The following is a 19,514-nucleotide window of genomic DNA, read 5'->3' on the forward strand; positions in this document are numbered from 1 at the left end:
CTTAGGCCTTATAGCCGCCAGTGATCCCTTTAACCGCATAGGCAACGGCGTCATGAGCGTGGAGAGACTCGTAATGGTTTATCTTAACGAAAAAGTCGGCAAAGTTTTGCTGGTTTAACAGTGCTTTTAATTTTCTTGCCGCATCTTCACAAAACATCAGGTTCTGTCCATTCAGCCTTGCAAACTCTTGCTCATCTTCACGTTTTACAGCCGCTTGAACTGGTGTTTGTAATTCTTGCTCTGCAATGTCGATTAACGCTTTAATATCAAAGTCTGGAGCACCTTGTGGTAGCTGCACCTTGATATTGGCAATAGAGCGCTGGGAGTGAGGGGTTGCCACTATACCTTCAGTAGTGCCAAGCCATGCGTGCACACTTTCATGGTCCAAAGGTTGACCTGCAAATTTTTCTTCAAAGGCATTCTGAATCAGTTGTCTTGCCAGTGCAGCAGAGCACGGGCAGGTTGATGAATAAGTGACATCAACAGCAAGCTCGATACTGAGTTTCTGTTCTTTTAAAGTGGCAGTGATAGTAACTGGGTAGCTTTTCCAGCCTTGCTTACCACTGAGTAGCGATGCGCGACGCAGAGGCAGGTCAAATTTAATAATGACTCTGGCTGAGCCACTCAAACCTTCGTGAGTGGTTATGAATTGGTCTAGCAATGCCGTAAGTGTTTCTGGTGATAAAGACTGTTCACATGATAGTTTGTCTAATGCTAAGTATAGCCTAGACATATGTATGCCTTTAGCATCCGCTTTATCTAGACTGACGAAAGCATCAGCTTTAGCAGTGACAGGAATATCATTTAGTCCTTTACTGGCAAATTGAAATGGTAATTCAATATCTCCCATTCCAACCCAGTCTAACGTTCCGGTTTTCAGCGCAGCAGCACTGTGCGCAATGTCTGGCATTGAAGTTGGCATTTAAACTCTCTTTAATCACGACCTCAGAAATGCTCTTATATTACACTAAATCGAGTTTTTTTTCTGTGGTTATTCTCATATTGAATAAAGAAAAAGTCATATAGTGTGCAATATTTGATACATTATCACATTTTTTATGTGGTTACTTCGGATTGTGATAAATTTAAAAGTTTGAGATTTTTCAACAAAGTTCCAGCGCTTGGCCGCTCGCATATGTGCTCAGCTGAGGTATAATAGCGGCGTTAACAAGGTGACTATTATTATGCTTGATTCTTCATTTGGGTCTTGGGCTCGAATTCTTTCTAATTTGGTTCGAAAATATGGTGAACGCAAGGCCGGAGCAATTGCTTATACATTGGTATTGGTTGCGTCGCTGGTTTTGTCTTGTATGTTTTTTTATGTGGCGCTGGGTTCAGTTACATTAGTCAATGTACTTTCGGTCGTAGTTTTTGCCGCTTTGACTTCACCCTTGCTCATATCGGTTGCCGTATTTGCTATTCGGCAGTTGGAAAGCTCAAAAGAGTATTTAGAATCAGCAACACAGCAGGAAAAACTGCTCAACCAAACACTTAAAGACAATATTAACCGCCTTAATAATGAAATTGATGAACGTAAAATGGCATTGCATGCTAAGCATCGTGCAATAGCTGAATTACGGAACGAAATAACAGAGCGCCGTAAAGCGGAGCAAGAGCTCGCCCAACAGAGCATGTTGTTACGCTCGATAGTTGATTCATCCCCCGATTTATTTTACTACCGTGATGAACATGGTGTATTTGCGGGGTGTAATAAAAAATTCGAGCAGGTCATTGGTATCGACAGCGAAGGATTGATTGGTAAAACCGCAGATGAGATTTTTATCGACCAAGTTGTACCCAAGGTATTGGAGACTGATACGCAAGTTAGTGCAACCCAGCAAACCTTATCTCTCGATGTAGAGTATCCGGTAAAAGACGAAAACCGTTGGTTTGAAATGCGTAAACTCCCCTTTATTAATAACGAAGGCGAGTATATCGGGTTACTTGCTTTTGGTCGTGATATCACGAGTCGAAAAGAAGCTGAACAGGCACTTGAGACGGCCTATAAAGACAAAGGGAAATTTATTGCCACACTAAGCCATGAACTCAGAACGCCGCTTAATGGCATTGTGGGTTTAACTCGGATGCTACTTGATACTGAGCTAACACAGCAACAAAAAAGTTGGTGTAATACAGTCTTTTCCAGTGCTGAGACATTGGGTAATATTTTCAATGATATTATTGATCTGGATAAGATTGATCGAGAGCAACTAGATATTGCGACGGATAGTATTAATGTCTCTGACTTTATCAATGATGTGGTTAATTTTTCAGATTTAATAGCGGGCCAAAAAGGGCTTGAGTTCAAAATTCAACGTTCCGGTGTGCTAGATATATATGCATTACTCGATCCGACTCGTTTGCGTCAGGTACTTTGGAATCTGATCAATAATGCGGTGAAGTTCACGCATAGAGGCAGTGTTACGTTAGAGTGTCGCAGAGAAAATCGTGAAAACGGCCCTTGGCTTTCAATGAGTATCATCGATACAGGTGTTGGGATCTCATCAGAGCAGCAAGATAAGATTTTTGATATGTACTACAAGGCGCCTGATGCTGAAGGTAACAACGCGATTGGCTCTGGTATTGGTCTTGCGGTGACAAAAGCACTTGTGCTGGCAATGAAAGGCAGAATAGCGGTCAGCAGTATGCCAGGCCAAGGCAGTCGCTTTGATGTAGAAATACCACTTGAGTTGTGTACTGCGCCAAGCCAGCAAAGTTATGCGGGCAGGGGGCTGTATATTTTGCTTGTAGAAGATGTACCGCTCAATGCTGAGATTGCAACTAACTTACTTGAACAACGTGGTCACGAAGTAATATGGGCTGAGACTGGCGAAGATGCGCTGTCTCTTGTACAAACAGAAGACGACTTAGATCTGATCTTATTAGATATGCAGTTGCCTGATTTAAATGGTGATGAAGTGGCTAGGCAGATCAGAGATGATAGTCATTTTGACGGCTTGCCTATAGTCGCACTGACGGCAAATGTTCGTAGTGCAGAACAAGAGTTACAGGGGATCAGTATCCAAGGTGCGCTTGCTAAGCCAATCAATACCACCAAGTTAGATAAAATGCTTGCCGAGCTATTTGGTATTGATAGTGTAAAAGAAGAAGTGAACGCCCAGCAACAAAGCACCATTGAAGTACTAGAAATTGAACGTGAGCTACTCGATATTGAGACGATTACGGATTTCGTAGCATCTATGGGAGTAGATACTTTCAAGCGTAGTTGTGAGCTATTTGCTAAGCTAAACCCAACATATTGCGATGAATTAAAAACAGCAAACCTAGCGGATGATGTGGCTGAGTACGGCTCTGTGGCACACAAACTTAAAGGTGCGGCTGGCTCTGTGGGACTTAAATCTGTTCAGCAACATGCGAAAGTGATGGAGACAGAGTGTGCAGAGGTCGATGCACAGAAGCGAAAGGTGTGGGTGGAAGATTTGGAAGAATTAATAAGAGAAGGGCAGTTAGCCCTTCACTCATTAATTGCAAAACTCGCTGAAAACTCTTAGCGAACTATGGTTGAGTGTTATCGATCTTACCAATGAAGCGATAACCTTCACCATGAATCGTGCTGATAAGCTCAGGTGTGTTGTTGTCGGTTTCGAAGTGCTTACGAATACGACGGATCGTCACATCAACAGTACGGTCGTTAGCGCGAAGCTCACGGCCTGTCATGTGCTTAATAAGTTGTTCACGGCTGAAAATACGACCTGGAGAGTCAAGCATCAAGCGTAGCGCTCTGTACTCACCTTTTGGTAGACGCTTAGATTCACCTGTTGGTGATGTTAGACAGCGACTATTTTCGTCTAGTTCCCATCCGTTAAACGTGATAACACCGTTACTGTCAATAGCTGACTCTTCAGGTGTTGACCCTGTACGTGAAATGAGGTTACGTACTCGGATAGTTAGTTCACGAGGGTTGAACGGTTTTGTAACGTAGTCGTCTGCACCGATCTCTAAACCTAAGATTCTATCGACATCGTTATCACGACCTGTTAAGAAAATTAAGCCTACATTTTTTTTCTGGCGTAACTCACGAGCCAAAATTAGGCCGTTTCTACCAGGAAGGTTTATATCCATGATTACACAGTTGACATCGTCGTTTGCTGTCAATTTTTCATGCATATCATCGCCATCAATGGCTTCAATTACCTTATGACCTTCGGCTTCAAATAAACTAACGAGGTTCAGTCGAGTTACGTCTTCATCCTCAACAATTAGAATGACTGGCGTTTGCATTATTAATTAACCTTTTCGGAATGTTTTATTTACAAAAACTTCGGTGTTATATAATAAAACCGAATGTTAACGATTATAGGAGTATATTCAATTGTTAACAAGTAAAATCAGTCAGGATAGAACTTAGAAACTGCGAGTAGCCTGGAGAGCACTTTAAAGTTATGTTGTGCAACTTCTTGTCTGTTAATATATAACCGAATTTTACTCCCTTCTTGGACCAAGGAAGCAATCCCACCCCCTTCCAGAAATTCGATACTTTCGCCTACAGTCACCATATTTAAGGTAATTGTATCGGTCCAAGAGGATAGTATATCATCTTCCATTGTTTCATCAATGTATGTGATATCACAGCGCTTGGAAAGTTCCCTAAAAGGGTCAGAAAGGTTTACTTTTATTATATCTATCGGTTTACCACGTATTTTTAAGTTATTATTTTTATTTAAAATAGCGCCGGGTCCATGATTTAAATCATAAAAACAAAATCTGGTTACTTGTTTATTTTTTTGCTCCGGAAAATCGATTAACTTTGCCATTTGGTATAAAAAAGCGGAACGAATTTCATGAGGTGTTTTTGCGTCAACGTTTAAACTACAAAAAATAAAAATAAATGCAGCTATTAGGTACATTATTTTCATTAAATTACCCCTTTTAGAGGCAAAGTTATAATAAATTCCGTACCTTTTTTATTATCATCAGACAGGGTTATAGTGCCACCCAAAGCTTGAGTGATTAAATTGTAAACAAGGTGCATACCGAGACCGCTGCCACCCTCTCCACGTTTAGTTGTGACGAACGGATCAAAAATACGTTTTTTGACTGCATTTGATACACCAATCCCATTGTCCTGATAGATAATCTCAAGACTTTGATTGTGTTGCTCTACATGAATATGGATTTGATTATCTTTGAGGTCTAAAAAGCCATGGATGAGGGAGTTAGATAAAAGCTGTTCAAATACTTGTTGTAATAAGCCAGCTTTGGTTCTCACCGTCAGTTGCTCTGGACACGAGAGATCCCAAACCACGTTTTTAATGTCAATTTCAGCGCGCATACTGCTGACAATAGCATGGAATAATTTGTTGATATTAACTTCAGAGCTAACTTCAACATCTTGGCTAACTGCCACCTTTTTAAAGCTGGAGATCAGTTCTGCAGCGCGATTTAAATTTCGGTATATTAAGTCTAGGTTTTCAATTCCGTCATGAATAAAGCGTTCTAACTGTTTGGATGTCAGGGTTTTCTGCTCAAATGCAGCATTGATGTCGGCTAATTTGTCCCGGAGCAGCGTAGAACCAGTAACACCTAATCCAATAGGGGTATTTACCTCATGAGCAACACCGGCCACCATTTGTCCCAGCGAAGCCATTTTTTCATTTTCTACAATTTGATTCTGGTACTGGTGCATTCGCTCTAAGGTGTTGAGTAGCTCTTGGTTAGCTTCACGTAATGCGATGGTACGCTGGTTCACCTTTTCCTCTAGGTTTTGGTTTAGCTGCTTGATTTCGAGTTTATCAGCCTGATGGCGAGCCAATTGATTTTGCGTGCGAGCAAGCATGATATTGAGGTTATTGGCCAGCATGTTGACTTCTTCAATGTCGCTTTTTGTCGCTCTCGCAGAATAATTATGATTTTTGGACACATCTTGCAGCATGAGTGATAGAGAGTCGATTGGATTAGCTATTCGTTTTTGAATGGCGCGCGCGACAAACAGTACTAAAACTAATACGATCAACGTGAGCGCAATATCGACCAGTATTTTTTGATTAATGTACTGCGATAGCCGTTCTAAACCACCTCTCACATAGACATACCCCTCAACTTTACCTTCGTATTCAACAGGTATGATCAGCTCGACGTAATCAGCGGACACTTTTGGCTCTTTGAGTGTCTCAATATCATTGACTTTCAGAGGGACTGGGGGCGTTTTACTTGCGTTGTAGCTGGTGAAAAACACGGGCTTATTGGTGACATCATCAATGGCATAGATATGAATATTTTTAACTAATTCAACTTTATTAAACGATTTGAGTCGCTTTTCTTCGGTTTTTCTATCATCAAAAATGAGTGTGATTTGTGCGTTAAATGCGATTATCTCAGCAATCATTTGCAGTTTGTTGACGATTAACTTTTTCTGCTCTTTGACGTCAAGATAAGTAGAAATTGAAATGGATAGAGAGAGCGACAAAGCTGTTACTAGCATAACAGCACTTATCAAAACTTTTCTTATACTTGTTTTTGTTGCGTGTTTTCCCATTGCGCGCTCATAGGTGGACCTCTTAACAGCTAACCTTAGTTTAGCAGCTTAGTTAAGTAAGTTAACAAAAAAGCGGACAATTCCTTTTATCTTATCGTTAGCCAAGCATTTAGTATTACTTTTTGTTTGTGGTAAAGCTCACTGACTTAACTATTTTGTGCATGGTATACAGCAAACTTGGTGTTTTTGGTCTCAGTTTTAAAGTGTTTAAAATGTTGTTCCATAATAGGTGGGTACTTTAAAAAGCTATTTGCGACTATTTGCAAGTTTGCACCTTTTTTCATCATATGCTTGGCATTTGCTAAAAATGTTTCAGCAATGCTGTAATCAGTATCTAAACCGGTATGAAATGGTGGATTACTCACAATTGCGTCAAATTTTTCTGTCACTTGCCCTAAACCATCACTTAATATGAAATGTCCTGTATGGCCATTCATTTTCAGCGTTTGCTCACTGGCGTAAAGAGCAAGTGCACTGACATCTAAGCAGTATAGCGATAAGTTAGGTCGCTCGTTGAGCATGTAAGTTGCTATTAAACCGGCACCGCAACCAAAATCTAGTACATTGCCTTTTTGAGGAATAGAGAGATGGTTGAGCAGCAGCTCTGTCCCGATGTCGAGTTTGCCATGGTTAAATACCCCCGGCACACTGACCGCTGCGAAGTTTTGATCCGCGACTTCAACGCTAAATGTTTGATGATAATCGGCAATGTCAAAGTGTTGTTCTTCAGTGAGTTCATTGAACTCATAGAGTATGCAATGTTTGGCGCTATCTAATTTATAGCTTGCCTGGGCATAGGGCTTGAGTTGTTTTTCAACTGATTTAACACCGCCTTTATTTGCCCCAACAACCAGTAAACGAGTTGCTTTACCTAGGTTCGCTCGAATGTTAGATAACATCATGTTCGCTTCAGGCTTAGATTTGGGATAGTAATAAATGACTAAGTCCAAATCATCGATACTTGGTAAGCTATGACCGACAAAGCTAGTCACGTGCTGGTGCTTGGAAGCTGCAAGGTGATCGGCGAAATTATAACTAAAAGCATAAACCTGAGATGTGGAATTAATTTTTGTTAATTCAGGCAAGAAACCATCATCACTATGATTAATGACAAGTACTTTTTCGCCATGGAGTTCCTCTTCATTGCGAAGTAAAAGTAAGCTAGGATTTGATAGTTTTTGCATTATTGTTCTCAGGTAGTTAGCTGGTGTCACATGAAATTAAAGGGGCTGAGAGCGCCCCTTACTGATAATTAAGCTGTGCGCTCAAACATGAGGTCCCACACGCCGTGGCCTAGTCTGTGCCCACGCTGCTCAAATTTGGTAAGTGGTCTAAAGTCAGGTCTAGGTACGTAGTCATGATTTTCAGATTGATTACTATAGCCTTCTGCTTGTTGCATGACTTCTAGCATATGCTCCGCATAGTTTTCCCAATCAGTTGCCATATGGAAAACACCACCAACCTTTAATTTGGCACGGATCTTTTGTGCAAACTCAGGCTGCACAATACGGCGCTTGTGATGACGCTTTTTATGCCATGGATCTGGGAAAAATAGCTGCAATTTACTTAAGCTGCTATCAGGGATGCAATCGGCCAATACTTCTACTGCGTCGTGTTCAAAAACACGTAGATTTGTTAGGCCATGTTCATCTGCTTCCATAAGGCATGCGCCAACACCTGGGCGGTGAACTTCGATACCGATAAAGTTTTGGTTTGGATTATTTTTGGCCATTTCAACCAGTGATTTCCCCATACCAAAGCCAATTTCTACAACTACGTCGTTGTCGTTGCCAAATATTTCATTGAAGTTGAGTAAGCCTTGGCTGTGCTCAAGTCCAAGAGTTGGCCAGCACTTTTCTAGTGCTGCTGCTTGACCTTTAGTTAGGCGACCTTCACGTTTTACAAAGCTGCGCACTTTTCGGATGTATTTACCTTCTTGCTCAGCCTGCTCTAGTGCTTGTTTACTCGATTCGTTCATTGTCATCATCTGCGGTGTAAAAATTGGGCGCATATTATCCCTGTTCGCGTCGATAAGTACAAGAGCTTGACGTTTTTAAAAACCTTCTTACACTGGCGCCTGTAGCTAGTAGATAGAGAATAAAGATGCCCGTTGACCGTCAAACAGCAGATTGGTTCGCAACACAAGTTGTGGATTGGTACCACCTTCATGGCAGAAAAACACTGCCATGGCAAATAGATAAGACTCCATACAAAGTGTGGGTGTCTGAAGTGATGTTGCAGCAAACGCAAGTCGTCACTGTGATCCCTTATTTTGAGCGTTTTATGTCAAGATTTCCGACAGTCATTGACTTGGCTGATGCGGATGAAGATGAGGTACTGCATCATTGGACTGGGTTAGGCTATTACGCAAGGGCAAGAAACCTTCATAAAACAGCCAAAATTATACGCGATAAATATAGCGGAAAATTCCCAGAAACTTTTGATCAGGTTGTTGATTTACCTGGGATTGGGCGTTCAACAGCGGGTGCTGTACTCTCACTTGCTTTAGGTCAACACCACTCTATTCTAGATGGTAATGTGAAGCGTGTATTGGCACGTTTTTTTATGGTTGAAGGTTGGTATGGCGTTAAAAAAGTGGAGAATCACTTATGGGAGCTGACCAATGCGGTAACGCCATCTGGAGATGTGAGAGAATTTAACCAAGCGATGATGGACTTGGGGGCAAGCTTGTGCTCACGTTCACGGTTTCAATGTGAGGCTTGTCCACTTGTTGAAAAGTGTTTAGCTTACAAAAATAATAGAGTGAAGGAATTCCCAAATTCAAAACCTAAAAAAGAAAAACCTAAAAAGTCTGCTTATCATCTAATGGTAAAAGTGGGCAGTCAAGTACTGATGGAAAAGCGCCCTAACAGTGGTATCTGGGGCGGTTTATTCGGCTTTTTTGAGTTTGCAAACTTAGCTGACTTAGAAGCTTTTTTGGTTCAGCAAGGCATAGAGGTCACAACTCATACGTTAGATCCATTTGTTCATATTTTTACTCACTTTGAACTCACAATTACACCAGTCTGTGTTGAATTACAGCAAATACCTGATTGTGTGCATGATAATCAGCTGCTCTGGTACGATATTAATCACCCATCTGAAGTAGGGCTTGCGGCGCCGACTAAAAAGTTAGTTAAAGTATTAAAGGCAATGGGGTAAACTTGTCATATCAAAAAGACAGAGTATAGGTGAGAAGATGGCACGTACAGTTTTTTGTCAGAAATTAAACAAAGAGGCTGCTGGTTTGGATTTTCAATTGTATCCAGGTGAAGTAGGTGAGCGTATATTCAATAATATTTCGAAAGAAGCTTGGCAACAGTGGCAACATAAGCAAACGATGCTGATCAATGAAAAGCACTTAAATATGATGGATCCTGAACATCGACAGTTATTAGAAGAGCAAATGGTTGGCTTCTTATTTGAAGATAAAGAAGTTGAAATTGAAGGCTATAGGCCACCAGAAAAGTAAAAAAAGCTGCCTAGGCAGCTTTTTTCATTTTTAGTAGTCTCTATCTACTGACAGCTTCGCTAAGGCAATCAGTGCCTTTTTGAATGCTGAGTCGTTTAAGCATGCAAGTTGTGAGATAGCTTTTTCAGATTCTTGCTGAGCCTTTGACATGGTCTTTTGCAGTGCATTTGTTTCTTCAAGTGTTTGCAATATATCAGGTAAATTATCGATGCCGTTACCTGATTCGATGGCCTCTCTAATTTGCGCGACTTGCGTCTCTGTGCCTGACTTCATTGCGTAAATTAAGGGCAGTGTTGGCTTACCCTCTGCTAAGTCATCTCCGATATTTTTGCCCAGTAATTCAGCATTGGCACTGTAATCAAGTACATCGTCAACCAGTTGAAATGCGGTACCCAAATGCATGCCGTATAGTTTTAATGCTTCTTTGATGTTTTCAGGCTGCTCAGAGACAACCGCTGGCAATAAAGTTGCCGCTTCGAATAGTTTTGCAGTCTTGCTGTAGATGACTTGCATATAACTCTGCTCAGTGGTGTCTGGGTCGTTGCAATTCATTAATTGCAGCACTTCACCTTCAGCAATGATATTGGTGGCATCTGCCAATATCTGCATGACTTCCATGTTATTGAGCCCAACCATCAGCTGGAAGGAACGAGTGTAAATAAAATCTCCAACAAGTACACTTGCGGCATTACCAAATTCAGCATTAGCCGTTGGCTCTCCGCGTCTTAGGTTTGACTCATCGACGACATCATCGTGTAGCAAGGTTGCAGTATGAATAAACTCAATGATGGTAGCTAAAGTGATATGTTTATTTTGTTGCTCAGCTTCAAGTGCCTTGGCAACAAGCAGTGTTAGCATTGGTCTAACCCGCTTTCCACCACTATTAACAATATACAGACCCAATTGATTTACCAATGCAACATCAGATTGCATTTGTTCAAAAATAAGTTGATTCACAGAGAGCATGTCTTGCTCAATCAATGATTGGATAGTCTTAATATCCATAGTATACCGTGCTAAAGCCCCAGTTAGAGATAAACGCCGCAGATTGTACATTAAAATTTCAGCCGACTCGAATTTTAAACGTATAGATAGTTAAAAAAATAATGATTGGATTAAATAATGGTCATTTTCGTGTTCGATATCTGTACTGTTATGATCTGTCAAGTATTTAGATGTGAAGTTTTAGCAGTAAAAAATAGTTTAGCAATGCGAACTTTTTAGCTAGAATAGGCAAAAATGAATTAATGCTCTCAAACAAGCCAATTTTTATTCATTATTTTGTCATTAGGGTATTGCGTGTAGTTCGACATTAGCGTAAACTTCGCGCCCTATTGAAGAATATTAAGTTGCGTCGATTTGAGGGCGCACAACGGAGTTAATTATGTACGCGGTTTTCCAAAGTGGTGGTAAACAGCACCGTGTGACTGAAGGTCAAACAATTCGTCTAGAGAAATTAGACGTTGAGACTGGTGCATCAATTGAATTTGATTCAGTACTTCTAGTTGCTGATGGTGAAAAGATCGAGATCGGTGCACCATTCGTAAATGGCGGTAAAGTAACAGCTGAGGTTGTTTCTCACGGTCGTGGCGAGAAAATTAAGATTGTTAAGTTCAGACGTCGTAAGCATTCTCGTAAGCAGATGGGCCACCGTCAGTGGTTCACTGAAGTTAAAATCACTGGCATTAGCGCTTAATTTTTAGAGGTACAGAAAGATGGCACATAAGAAGGCAGCTGGTAGTACTCGTAACGGTCGCGATTCAGAAAGTAAACGCCTAGGTGTTAAGCGTTTCGGTGGCGAATCAGTTCTAGCGGGTAACATCCTTGTTCGTCAACGTGGTACTAAGTTCCACGCTGGTACTAACGCAGGTATCGGTAAAGACCACACTATCTTTGCAAAAGCAGATGGTAAAGTAGTTTTCGAAACTAAAGGTCCTTTAAACCGTAAATACGTTAGCATCGTTGCTGAGTAATCGGTAAAGATTGATAAAAACCCCGCTTAGGCGGGGTTTTTTGTTTTTATAGCTACATATTATTTATCAGCAGCTAAGCGTACCTTGCTATAATAGCTGTTGCTATTCTAATCCAGTAAGAGAGTAACCATGAAGTTTGTCGATGAAGTAGAGATCCGTGCTGAAGCCGGCGATGGGGGAAGCGGTGTTGTTTCGTTCCGTCGAGAGAAGTTTGTCCCAGATGGTGGTCCAGATGGCGGTGATGGTGGCGACGGCGGCAGCGTATTTTTAGAGGCTGATGAAAACCTCAATACTTTAATTGACTATCAGTTTGAACGATTTCATCGAGCTGAGCGTGGTACAAATGGTCAAGGTCGTAATTGCACCGGCAAAAAAGGCGTTGATCTTGTTTTGAAAGTGCCTGTAGGTACTCGTGTTACAGATGTTGATACTCAAGAGAGCTTGGGTGATTTAACTCGTCATGGACAAAAGCTGCTTGTCGCTAAAGGTGGCTACCATGGTTTAGGTAATACACGTTTTAAATCCAGTACTAACCGTGCACCGAGGCAAAAAACACTTGGGACGCCAGGTGAAGTGAGAAACTTAAAGCTTGAGTTGATGCTTTTAGCTGATGTTGGACTGCTTGGCTTGCCTAATGCTGGTAAATCAACCTTTATTCGCAGCGTATCGGCGGCAAAACCAAAAGTGGCTGATTATCCATTTACTACACTGGTCCCGAATCTAGGTGTGGTGAGACCTGAAGCGAATAAGTCATTTGTTATTGCTGATATACCAGGTTTGATTGAAGGCGCATCTGATGGTGCAGGCTTAGGTATCCGATTCCTGAAGCATTTAGAGCGTTGTAGAGTGTTGTTGCATGTTGTGGATGTGATGCCTGTTGATGGTACAGATCCTGTAGATAACGCATTTGCGATTATCAATGAATTACATCAATACAGCCCTAAGCTTGCGGAAAAGCCTCGTTGGTTGGTATTAAACAAAATCGATTTACTTGCAGAAGATGAGCTAGAAGATGTGTGTGAACGTATTGCTCAAGAATTAGATGCAAAAGAAGTGTACCGTATATCTGCGGCGAATAAATTTAATACCCAACAATTATGTTACGATATACAAGGCCTGTTAGATACCTTGCCAAGAGATAAATTTGACGAGGAACAGCAAGAAGAGGTTGAGTTTAAGTGGGATACTTATCATCGTCAGGCAACTCAAGAAAATGATGATTGGGATGACTGGGATGAAGATGACTACGATGTAGAAGTTATCTACGAAAGATAATAAAGGGCCGTTTGGCCCTTTTTTAATACAAAATTATTACTGGAGAGAATTGTGGTTATATCAATGATAGCAGCGATGGCGAAGGATAGAGTGATAGGGGATGATAATAAAATGCCCTGGCACTTGCCTGCCGATCTACAACATTTCAAAAAAATAACGCTAGGCAAGCCAGTTATCATGGGCAGAAAAACATTTGAATCAATTGGTCGTCCGTTACCCGGCAGAAGAAATATTGTAATTACAAGAAATACAGAGTATCAGGCCGAAGGTATTGAGGTTGCAACTTCTACTGAAGAAGCGCTCGCTTTAGTGGATAAAATAGACGAGGTTATGATCATCGGGGGTGGAAATATTTACAATCAGTTTCTACCATTATGTACAAGGTTGTATTTAACATACATTGATCTGGATGTTGAAGGGGACACGCGATTCCCAGACCATACCTCTTCAGGTGATTGGGTAGAAATTGAAAGCGAAGTTCATGAGCCAGATGACAGAAATAAATATCGTTATAAGTTCGTAACTTTGAATAAAGGATTATGACTTTGTTGCTAACAGTTGTGTGTGTTGCTACAATAGTGTTTGTCCTTATGTAATAAAAAAGTGCTAGGTGAATTGGCAATGAAATTTGTACCTGTTTTGTTAAGTGTTTGTATTGGTTTGGGCGCGTTTTCTTTTAGTTCAGAAACTAAAGCAAACGATCAGTTGGCTATCACATTATGCGAGTACATCGCTGTGGATGATAAAGGGCGTGTTCGTAAAGCGCTTAAGAGTTCACGTGTGAAAGTCCGTAATATTTTTGGTTCAATCCAGTGTAATGGTAATAATATTCTTCGCCATGCTATTGCAAGTAATGCCGTTGAAACTGGTAAGTTAATTGTCAAAGGGTTACCAAAAAGTGCGCTATCAGATGGTGCAGATATTGCTTGGGCAGAAAGCAATGGACATGGTGCCTCGCCACTTATTGCAGAGATAAAGAAAAGAGCTGGTTTGTAATTCATTCTTGGCTTTGATGAAAAGCTCCCTAAATGGGGGCTTTTTTAATGCCTGTAAATTACTCTGTGCGGCATTAAACTTTAAAGTTATCGTTTTAAAGACGTTAGCATCCCCCTTTGCTAAATGGGAGGTATTTTCGCGTAAAACCCAATCGCCATCTAGTTAGCATCAGCCCTATTTTTTGTCGCATATTAATATGACCTAAATCAAAATGATAACCACATCATGACAATTTTCTTAAATTTGCCCTTGAGAATTGGAAGGTATGCTCCAATACTTATTTATAGGGTAAATAAAAAAAGGAAGATCCTATGAAGATTAATCTTTCTGGTCATCATGTAGACATTACAGATGCAGTGAAACAGCATGTACAAGAAAAGTTTTCAAAAATTGCCAATCACTTTCCTTCATTGCTATCGCTCGACATTATCATTAGTAAAGAGCATAAAAAATTCTATACGGAAATAAGTACAAACTACGCTGGATCTAGAATATCAGTTAAGGGAGACAATGATGTTATGTATCCCGCTATTGCGAATGCAGCAAAAAAATTAGATGCGTCGTTAAAGCATCGAAAAGGGCAACTCAAAGCAAATAAGCATGAAAAGCCGGTAAGTACAACACCAGAAATTGCGCATGAAATAATACAAGAAATGAATTTAAATTAGTACATTAAGGGGTCATAAGACCCCTTTTTTACAATAGCAATTTGAGCGAATTTTTATTTTACTTTAAACATTTCACACAATTGCTATGTAAGATAGAATTAGACTTTACCTTAAAAAATATAATTCAATAGCGAACACATATGAAAGCAGTTATCCCTGTTGCGGGTTTGGGTACTCGCATGTTGCCAGCAACAAAAGCAATCCCAAAGGAAATGTTACCGGTTGTAGATAAGCCGCTTATTCAATACATTGTAAAGGAGTGTGTATCTGCTGGTGTAAAAGAAATTGTTTTGGTGACTCACTCTTCAAAGAATGCAATTGAAAATCACTTTGACACAAGCTTTGAGTTAGAGGCGACATTAGAAAAGCGAGTGAAGAGAAAATTATTGGATGAAATCCGTTCTATTTGTCCTGAAGACGTCACAATAATGCATGTAAGACAAGGTGAAGCCAAAGGCCTTGGTCATGCAGTTTTGTGTGCAAAGCCAATTGTTGGAGATGATGATTTCATCGTTGTGCTACCTGATGTAATTTTGGATGAATATAGCGCTGATCAGCGAAGCGAAAACTTAGCTGCAATGGTTAAACGTTTCCAAGAAAATGGCAATAGCCAAATCATGCTGGAGCCAGTACCACATGAAGATGTCAGCAAATATGGTATCGCTGATATTAGTGGCATTGAGCTGTCGCCAGGCCAAAGCACGGCTATCAAGTCTATGGTTGAGAAGCCTAATCAAGCAGAAGCGCCATCAAACCTAGCTGTTGTTGGGCGTTATGTCCTATCTAGTAAAATTTGGCCGCTTTTGAAAAGAACACCTGTCGGTGCGGGAAGTGAGATCCAGCTAACAGATGCCATAGATATGTTAATGGAAACAGATACAGTTGAAGCATTCCATATGAGTGGCATATCTCATGACTGTGGTGATAAGCTCGGCTATCTTAAAGCGATTGTTCAGTATGCAATGAAGGATGAAACATTAGGCAACGAGTTTACTCAGTACATCAAGTCGTTATAAAGCGTGAGCGTAGTAAGCGAGCTTGAATAAGTTTGCTTACTACGATTTTTAATGGTCAGTGGCGTTCGATGAACCTTTGCCAGGATATATTGTTATTTATCACTCGCACAGGCTTTACAACTCGAGCTAACAAGTCAATATTCGGCACTTCAACAACATCCCCACCTTCTTTTAAGCCAAGTAAATAACTCATTGCAGATCGATTGCCCAGTTGAATCGCAGAGATATATACTTGCTGTTCAAAGTTTAACCTCAAGCTACTAATTGCAGTTTTAAGACCTTGCTGATCAACATTTGGTAGACCACACTTTTGCAAATAACCTAATCGTTCACCTTCTCCTGAAAACCATATACGTACTTTTTCGCTATAACGGTTTGACTTAGATGGTAGATCAAATAGTAGTCGACTGTGACCTGACTCTTTAACGAATTGTATGTATTGCTCTAAACCGGCATGCCAGAGAGCATTATGGATGGGTACAATTCTATGTTGAATTTTGCCATGAGTATGGAAATTAAATGTGTGAACTGAGCCAACTTTAGTAAGGTCATTTAAGTTTAAACTACCTAATTCATCACTATATGCACCGGTATAATATGCCAGAATAGGCAGCCAAAAGTGCCAGTGTTTGGGTTGTTCTCGCTTTAGCTTTTCGTCACCGTAAATGTAGCCATTAAACAAGCTATATAGTTCCATATGGGTGAAGGCGCGCCTACCAAACTGAGATTTCATAGCTAAAGTGCTTTAACGGTCAAATATTTGGTAGACAAGTCTATAGGCTTTAGTAGTAATGTGAAAGAGTTACAAAAATTTTTTGCAAACCCTTTTGTAGTATTAGGGTACTACCTGTTTTGGTGATTCAGTCAGTACAATGCTGTAGATAAGTAAGGCAAGAGATCCTCAGAAGAGACGCCAAGTTATTAACATGGCCATGTTTTTCAATAGACTCTTGATAAAGGGTAGAGATAAAGTGAGCCACACTGATTTGCTCTCGGTCTGCTATTTCTTCAAGTATTTGCCAAACTTTGTTTTCCAATGCCAAGCTCGTGACGACGCCTTGTACGCGAATCGACTTTTTAGTGACTTGGTATAATTCTGGTGTTTGAGATGCGTAGAGTTCGCACATGAAGGAGGCTCCATTGGCTAAAATGATACATTCTATGGTTCGAGTAAAAGACCTGAAACGTTCTATTAAATTCTACCATGAATTATTTGAGTTAGAGGTAAAAAGGTCTATAGAGTTCGAAAGCTTCTCCTTAACTTATTTAAGTAATCAAGAGAGTGAATTTGAATTAGAGTTAACTCATAATTTAGATAAAACAGATGGTTATCACTTAGGTGATGGTTATGGGCATTTGGCATTTAGCACTGATAATCTCAAAGAGATTTGGGAGAAAGCACAGTCAAGCGGTTATGCTCCGACGGATATTAAGACGCTAAAACAGCTGAATAAACTGGTTGCTAGGTTCTTTTTTGTAACAGATCCCGATGGCTATCAGGTTGAAGTGATAGAGAGCAATGACCTATTTAATTAAGCCATAGCAAACTCACTTCTGTTGCCCATCCAGCGAGTGATCAGAGGGTCCACACACGCTTGGTGTTGATTTAACAATGAAAACGCGATACCTCGTATACTGGGTAGCATGTGCTTATCGCGTGTTAAATCGGCAATTTTTAAATCCACCAATCCAGTTTGTTTAGTACCGAGTACTTCACCGGGTCCTCTGATCTCTAAGTCTTTTTCAGCGATTATAAAACCGTCATTGCTGTCTCTGAGCACGCCAAGTCTTTTTTGCGCCGTATTAGACAGCGGTGCGTGATATAAGAGTAAGCAATGTGATGCAATTGCGCCACGTCCAACACGTCCTCTGAGTTGGTGTAATTGAGCAAGCCCAAGACGTTCAGGGTTTTCGATTATGATTAAGCTGGCATTCGGAACGTCCACGCCGACTTCTATAACGGTTGTGGCAACGAGTACATGGTAATTACCAGACTTAAAATCAGCCATTATCTGCTGCTTCTCTTGGGCTTTCATGCGGCCATGTACGAGAGCGACTTTTAGCTCTGGTAACAGCTTGGTGAGCTGCTGTGCGGTATCTTCCGCTGCTTGGCATTGTAATACTTCAGACTCATCGATCAATGTACACACCCAATATACTTGCCTATTTTGCTCAATACAGGCACTTTTAACCCGTTTAATCACCTCATCTCGGCGAGTATCAGGAACAGCTACCGTGGTAATTGGGGTTCTTCCTGGCGGCAGTTCATCGATCACCGAAGTTTCCAAATCAGCATATGCTGTCATGGCAAGTGTTCGCGGAATAGGGGTGGCCGTCATGACTAATTGATGAGGGTAGCAATCATCAAATTTGCCCTTTTCTCTGAGTGATAGCCGTTGGTGTACGCCAAATCTATGCTGTTCATCGATAATAATGAGTGCGAGATTAGAAAAGTTAACCTGCTCTTGAAAAAGTGCATGGGTGCCGACCACCATTTGGGCTTGTCCTGTGGCTATTTTTTCGAGTGTTTCTTTACGTTCTTTGCCTTTGGTTTTGCCGCCCAGCCAACAGGTCTCTATATTTAACGCTGTAAACCAGTTGGTAAAATTGAGTGCATGTTGCTCTGACAGGATCTCTGTGGGTGCCATTAGTGCAACCTGATAGCCTTGTGATATTGCTGTTAAAGCACTCAGAGCGGCAACCAGAGTTTTACCAGAACCAACATCTCCTTGTACAAGGCGCAACATGGGCTCTGGTTTTTGCAAATCTTGTTTTATCTCACTAACAACTCTGCTTTGTGCATTGGTCGGCTTAAATGGTAATTGTGCTAAAAACTCAGCTTCAATTTGGTTCGTTGGCGGCAATGCGACAGCTTTCACTGCCTGACTTTTTTGTCTGAGCTTTAAAAGGCTTAAGTTTTGTGCGAGCAGCTCTTCAAACGCAAGGCGTTGTTGCGCAGGGTGTTGACCTAACTCTAATTGGCTCAAATCGATATCCTGCGGTGGCGCATGCAGTAGTAAAAGTGCCTCTTTTAGACTTAGTTGATTTGGCCTGAATTGAGCTGGTAGATGATCTTCAATATCATATTTGTGCAGTAACTGAACGGCTTGCTCTGCAATCGCACGTATACTGAGTTGCTTGAGGCCTTCAGTGGTTGAGTAAACAGGGGTGAGTGTGTCTTCTATTGTACTCGTTTCTTGCGTCGCATCTTTGATACTGTATTCAGGGTGCGCCATTTCAAGACCGACGCGACCACGGCGCGCTTCACCAAAACAACGCATAATTTTGCCCGGTTGCATGGCATTTTTTTGGGCCGCAGAGAAATTAAAAAATCGTAAGGTAAGCCTACCAGTACCATCATTGATCTGGCACATGAGCATACGGCGTTTACCAAATGTGATATTGGCTTGCTCTATCTCTCCCTCTACACTGACGTGCATGTGTGGCATTAATGTGGCGATGGAGTATGTCTTCGCTCGGTCTTCATACCTAAGCGGCAAGTGAAAAAGCATATCTTGAACACTTGCTATGCCTAATTTAGCCAATCGTTCGGCGGCTTTAGGGCCAACACCTTTTAAGTCTGTAATTGGGTAATTAGCTAAATTAGGGCTAGACATA

The 19,514-nt window shown here is 41.0% G+C and carries 21 protein-coding genes; 11 read left to right on the forward strand and 10 right to left on the reverse strand.

Annotated features, from left to right (window positions below):
* Position 1: 1 nt before the first annotated feature.
* Positions 2-922: a GTP cyclohydrolase FolE2 gene (folE2, locus tag N473_RS03640; RefSeq protein ID WP_063366764.1), complete on the reverse strand. Its 921-nt coding sequence runs from the start codon at positions 920-922 to the stop codon at positions 2-4.
* 262 nt (positions 923-1,184) lie between these two features.
* Between folE2 and arcB the strand changes: the two genes are divergently transcribed.
* Positions 1,185-3,512 (forward strand): aerobic respiration two-component sensor histidine kinase ArcB, encoded by a 2,328-nt coding sequence (gene arcB, locus N473_RS03645; protein WP_063366765.1) that lies wholly within the window; start codon positions 1,185-1,187, stop codon positions 3,510-3,512.
* A 4-nt stretch (positions 3,513-3,516) separates the two neighbouring features.
* Here the strand turns inward: arcB and arcA are convergent, their stop codons facing one another.
* The 5 genes from arcA to trmB all read right to left on the reverse strand — a co-directional run bounded on the left by arcA (position 3,517) and on the right by trmB (position 8,474).
* Positions 3,517-4,242 carry a two-component system response regulator ArcA gene (arcA, locus tag N473_RS03650; protein ID WP_063366766.1) on the reverse strand — a complete coding sequence of 242 codons (726 nt, stop codon included), beginning with the start codon at positions 4,240-4,242 and terminating at the stop codon, positions 3,517-3,519.
* Between the two features lie 107 nt (positions 4,243-4,349).
* A complete protein-coding gene (locus N473_RS03655; RefSeq protein ID WP_039611936.1) occupies positions 4,350-4,877 on the reverse strand; it encodes a YfiR family protein in 528 nt (175 codons plus the stop codon).
* Entirely contained in the window at positions 4,877-6,496 is a 1,620-nt protein-coding gene (locus N473_RS03660; protein WP_063366767.1) for a sensor histidine kinase, read from the reverse strand. The genes N473_RS03655 and N473_RS03660 overlap by 1 nt, the downstream gene beginning before the upstream one ends.
* A 146-nt stretch (positions 6,497-6,642) precedes the next feature.
* A complete protein-coding gene (locus N473_RS03665) occupies positions 6,643-7,680 on the reverse strand; it encodes a methyltransferase (RefSeq protein WP_063366768.1) in 1,038 nt (345 codons plus the stop codon).
* Between the two features lie 68 nt (positions 7,681-7,748).
* Positions 7,749-8,474 carry a tRNA (guanosine(46)-N7)-methyltransferase TrmB gene (gene trmB, locus N473_RS03670; RefSeq protein ID WP_063366919.1) on the reverse strand — a complete coding sequence of 242 codons (726 nt, stop codon included), beginning with the start codon at positions 8,472-8,474 and terminating at the stop codon, positions 7,749-7,751.
* A 125-nt stretch (positions 8,475-8,599) separates the two neighbouring features.
* Between trmB and mutY the strand changes: the two genes are divergently transcribed.
* Positions 8,600-9,658: an A/G-specific adenine glycosylase gene (mutY, locus tag N473_RS03675; protein WP_063366769.1), complete on the forward strand. Its 1,059-nt coding sequence runs from the start codon at positions 8,600-8,602 to the stop codon at positions 9,656-9,658.
* 37 nt (positions 9,659-9,695) lie between these two features.
* Positions 9,696-9,968: an oxidative damage protection protein gene (locus tag N473_RS03680; protein ID WP_039611933.1), complete on the forward strand. Its 273-nt coding sequence runs from the start codon at positions 9,696-9,698 to the stop codon at positions 9,966-9,968.
* A 30-nt stretch (positions 9,969-9,998) separates the two neighbouring features.
* Here N473_RS03680 and ispB read toward each other — a convergent pair whose 3' ends face one another.
* Positions 9,999-10,973, reverse strand: a complete 975-nt coding sequence (gene ispB, locus N473_RS03685) for an octaprenyl diphosphate synthase (protein ID WP_063366770.1) — start codon at positions 10,971-10,973, stop codon at positions 9,999-10,001.
* A 379-nt stretch (positions 10,974-11,352) separates the two neighbouring features.
* On the opposite strand from ispB, the gene rplU reads away from it, so the two are divergent.
* The 7 genes from rplU to galU all read left to right on the forward strand — a co-directional run bounded on the left by rplU (position 11,353) and on the right by galU (position 15,896).
* Positions 11,353-11,664: a 50S ribosomal protein L21 gene (rplU, locus tag N473_RS03690; protein ID WP_023399739.1), complete on the forward strand. Its 312-nt coding sequence runs from the start codon at positions 11,353-11,355 to the stop codon at positions 11,662-11,664.
* Positions 11,665-11,683: 19 nt separating this feature from the next.
* Positions 11,684-11,941 carry a 50S ribosomal protein L27 gene (gene rpmA, locus N473_RS03695; RefSeq protein WP_063366771.1) on the forward strand — a complete coding sequence of 86 codons (258 nt, stop codon included), beginning with the start codon at positions 11,684-11,686 and terminating at the stop codon, positions 11,939-11,941.
* Positions 11,942-12,070: 129 nt separating this feature from the next.
* Positions 12,071-13,216, forward strand: coding sequence for an Obg family GTPase CgtA (gene cgtA, locus N473_RS03700; RefSeq protein WP_039611931.1), 1,146 nt, complete (start codon positions 12,071-12,073; stop codon positions 13,214-13,216).
* A 51-nt stretch (positions 13,217-13,267) separates the two neighbouring features.
* Positions 13,268-13,759: a type 3 dihydrofolate reductase gene (folA, locus tag N473_RS03705; protein ID WP_063366772.1), complete on the forward strand. Its 492-nt coding sequence runs from the start codon at positions 13,268-13,270 to the stop codon at positions 13,757-13,759.
* Between the two features lie 78 nt (positions 13,760-13,837).
* Positions 13,838-14,212 carry a DUF3718 domain-containing protein gene (locus tag N473_RS03710; protein ID WP_039611930.1) on the forward strand — a complete coding sequence of 125 codons (375 nt, stop codon included), beginning with the start codon at positions 13,838-13,840 and terminating at the stop codon, positions 14,210-14,212.
* A gap of 311 nt (positions 14,213-14,523) precedes the next feature.
* Positions 14,524-14,880, forward strand: a complete 357-nt coding sequence (gene hpf / locus N473_RS03715; protein ID WP_063366773.1) for a ribosome hibernation-promoting factor, HPF/YfiA family — start codon at positions 14,524-14,526, stop codon at positions 14,878-14,880.
* Between the two features lie 140 nt (positions 14,881-15,020).
* Entirely contained in the window at positions 15,021-15,896 is an 876-nt protein-coding gene (galU, locus tag N473_RS03720) for a UTP--glucose-1-phosphate uridylyltransferase GalU (RefSeq protein WP_063366774.1), read from the forward strand.
* A 55-nt stretch (positions 15,897-15,951) separates the two neighbouring features.
* On the opposite strand, the gene N473_RS03725 is transcribed toward galU, so the two are convergent.
* Together N473_RS03725 and N473_RS03730 are read right to left on the reverse strand one after the other, a co-directional pair.
* Positions 15,952-16,629: a hypothetical protein gene (locus N473_RS03725; RefSeq protein WP_196766363.1), complete on the reverse strand. Its 678-nt coding sequence runs from the start codon at positions 16,627-16,629 to the stop codon at positions 15,952-15,954.
* A 127-nt stretch (positions 16,630-16,756) separates the two neighbouring features.
* Positions 16,757-17,023, reverse strand: coding sequence for a ribbon-helix-helix domain-containing protein (locus N473_RS03730; protein ID WP_039611926.1), 267 nt, complete (start codon positions 17,021-17,023; stop codon positions 16,757-16,759).
* A 22-nt stretch (positions 17,024-17,045) separates the two neighbouring features.
* Between N473_RS03730 and N473_RS03735 the strand changes: the two genes are divergently transcribed.
* Positions 17,046-17,432 carry a VOC family protein gene (locus N473_RS03735; RefSeq protein WP_231099521.1) on the forward strand — a complete coding sequence of 129 codons (387 nt, stop codon included), beginning with the start codon at positions 17,046-17,048 and terminating at the stop codon, positions 17,430-17,432.
* Here N473_RS03735 and recG read toward each other — a convergent pair.
* Complete coding sequence (recG, locus tag N473_RS03740; protein WP_063366776.1) at positions 17,429-19,513, reverse strand: ATP-dependent DNA helicase RecG; 2,085 nt, start codon at positions 19,511-19,513, stop codon at positions 17,429-17,431. The two genes, N473_RS03735 and recG, sit on opposite strands and share 4 nt — an antisense overlap.
* Position 19,514: the final 1 nt, after the last annotated feature.

Source organism: Pseudoalteromonas luteoviolacea CPMOR-1, assembly GCF_001625685.1.
GTDB lineage: Bacteria > Pseudomonadota > Gammaproteobacteria > Enterobacterales > Alteromonadaceae > Pseudoalteromonas > Pseudoalteromonas luteoviolacea_K.

Excerpts from the sequence above, each read along its gene's own strand:
- folE2 (WP_063366764.1), bottom strand. The coding sequence starts at position 922 with ATGCCAACTTCAATGCCAGACATTGCGCACAGTGCTGCTGCGCTGAAA.
- arcB (WP_063366765.1), top strand. The coding sequence starts at position 1,185 with ATGCTTGATTCTTCATTTGGGTCTTGGGCTCGAATTCTTTCTAATTTG.
- arcA (WP_063366766.1), bottom strand. The coding sequence starts at position 4,242 with ATGCAAACGCCAGTCATTCTAATTGTTGAGGATGAAGACGTAACTCGA.
- N473_RS03655 (WP_039611936.1), bottom strand. The coding sequence starts at position 4,877 with ATGAAAATAATGTACCTAATAGCTGCATTTATTTTTATTTTTTGTAGT.
- N473_RS03660 (WP_063366767.1), bottom strand. The coding sequence starts at position 6,496 with ATGGGAAAACACGCAACAAAAACAAGTATAAGAAAAGTTTTGATAAGT.
- N473_RS03665 (WP_063366768.1), bottom strand. The coding sequence starts at position 7,680 with ATGCAAAAACTATCAAATCCTAGCTTACTTTTACTTCGCAATGAAGAG.
- trmB (WP_063366919.1), bottom strand. The coding sequence starts at position 8,474 with ATGAACGAATCGAGTAAACAAGCACTAGAGCAGGCTGAGCAAGAAGGT.
- mutY (WP_063366769.1), top strand. The coding sequence starts at position 8,600 with ATGCCCGTTGACCGTCAAACAGCAGATTGGTTCGCAACACAAGTTGTG.
- N473_RS03680 (WP_039611933.1), top strand. The coding sequence starts at position 9,696 with ATGGCACGTACAGTTTTTTGTCAGAAATTAAACAAAGAGGCTGCTGGT.
- ispB (WP_063366770.1), bottom strand. The coding sequence starts at position 10,973 with ATGGATATTAAGACTATCCAATCATTGATTGAGCAAGACATGCTCTCT.
- rplU (WP_023399739.1), top strand. The coding sequence starts at position 11,353 with ATGTACGCGGTTTTCCAAAGTGGTGGTAAACAGCACCGTGTGACTGAA.
- rpmA (WP_063366771.1), top strand. The coding sequence starts at position 11,684 with ATGGCACATAAGAAGGCAGCTGGTAGTACTCGTAACGGTCGCGATTCA.
- cgtA (WP_039611931.1), top strand. The coding sequence starts at position 12,071 with ATGAAGTTTGTCGATGAAGTAGAGATCCGTGCTGAAGCCGGCGATGGG.
- N473_RS03710 (WP_039611930.1), top strand. The coding sequence starts at position 13,838 with ATGAAATTTGTACCTGTTTTGTTAAGTGTTTGTATTGGTTTGGGCGCG.
- hpf (WP_063366773.1), top strand. The coding sequence starts at position 14,524 with ATGAAGATTAATCTTTCTGGTCATCATGTAGACATTACAGATGCAGTG.
- galU (WP_063366774.1), top strand. The coding sequence starts at position 15,021 with ATGAAAGCAGTTATCCCTGTTGCGGGTTTGGGTACTCGCATGTTGCCA.
- N473_RS03725 (WP_196766363.1), bottom strand. The coding sequence starts at position 16,629 with ATGAAATCTCAGTTTGGTAGGCGCGCCTTCACCCATATGGAACTATAT.
- N473_RS03730 (WP_039611926.1), bottom strand. The coding sequence starts at position 17,023 with ATGTGCGAACTCTACGCATCTCAAACACCAGAATTATACCAAGTCACT.
- N473_RS03735 (WP_231099521.1), top strand. The coding sequence starts at position 17,046 with ATGATACATTCTATGGTTCGAGTAAAAGACCTGAAACGTTCTATTAAA.
- recG (WP_063366776.1), bottom strand. The coding sequence starts at position 19,513 with ATGTCTAGCCCTAATTTAGCTAATTACCCAATTACAGACTTAAAAGGT.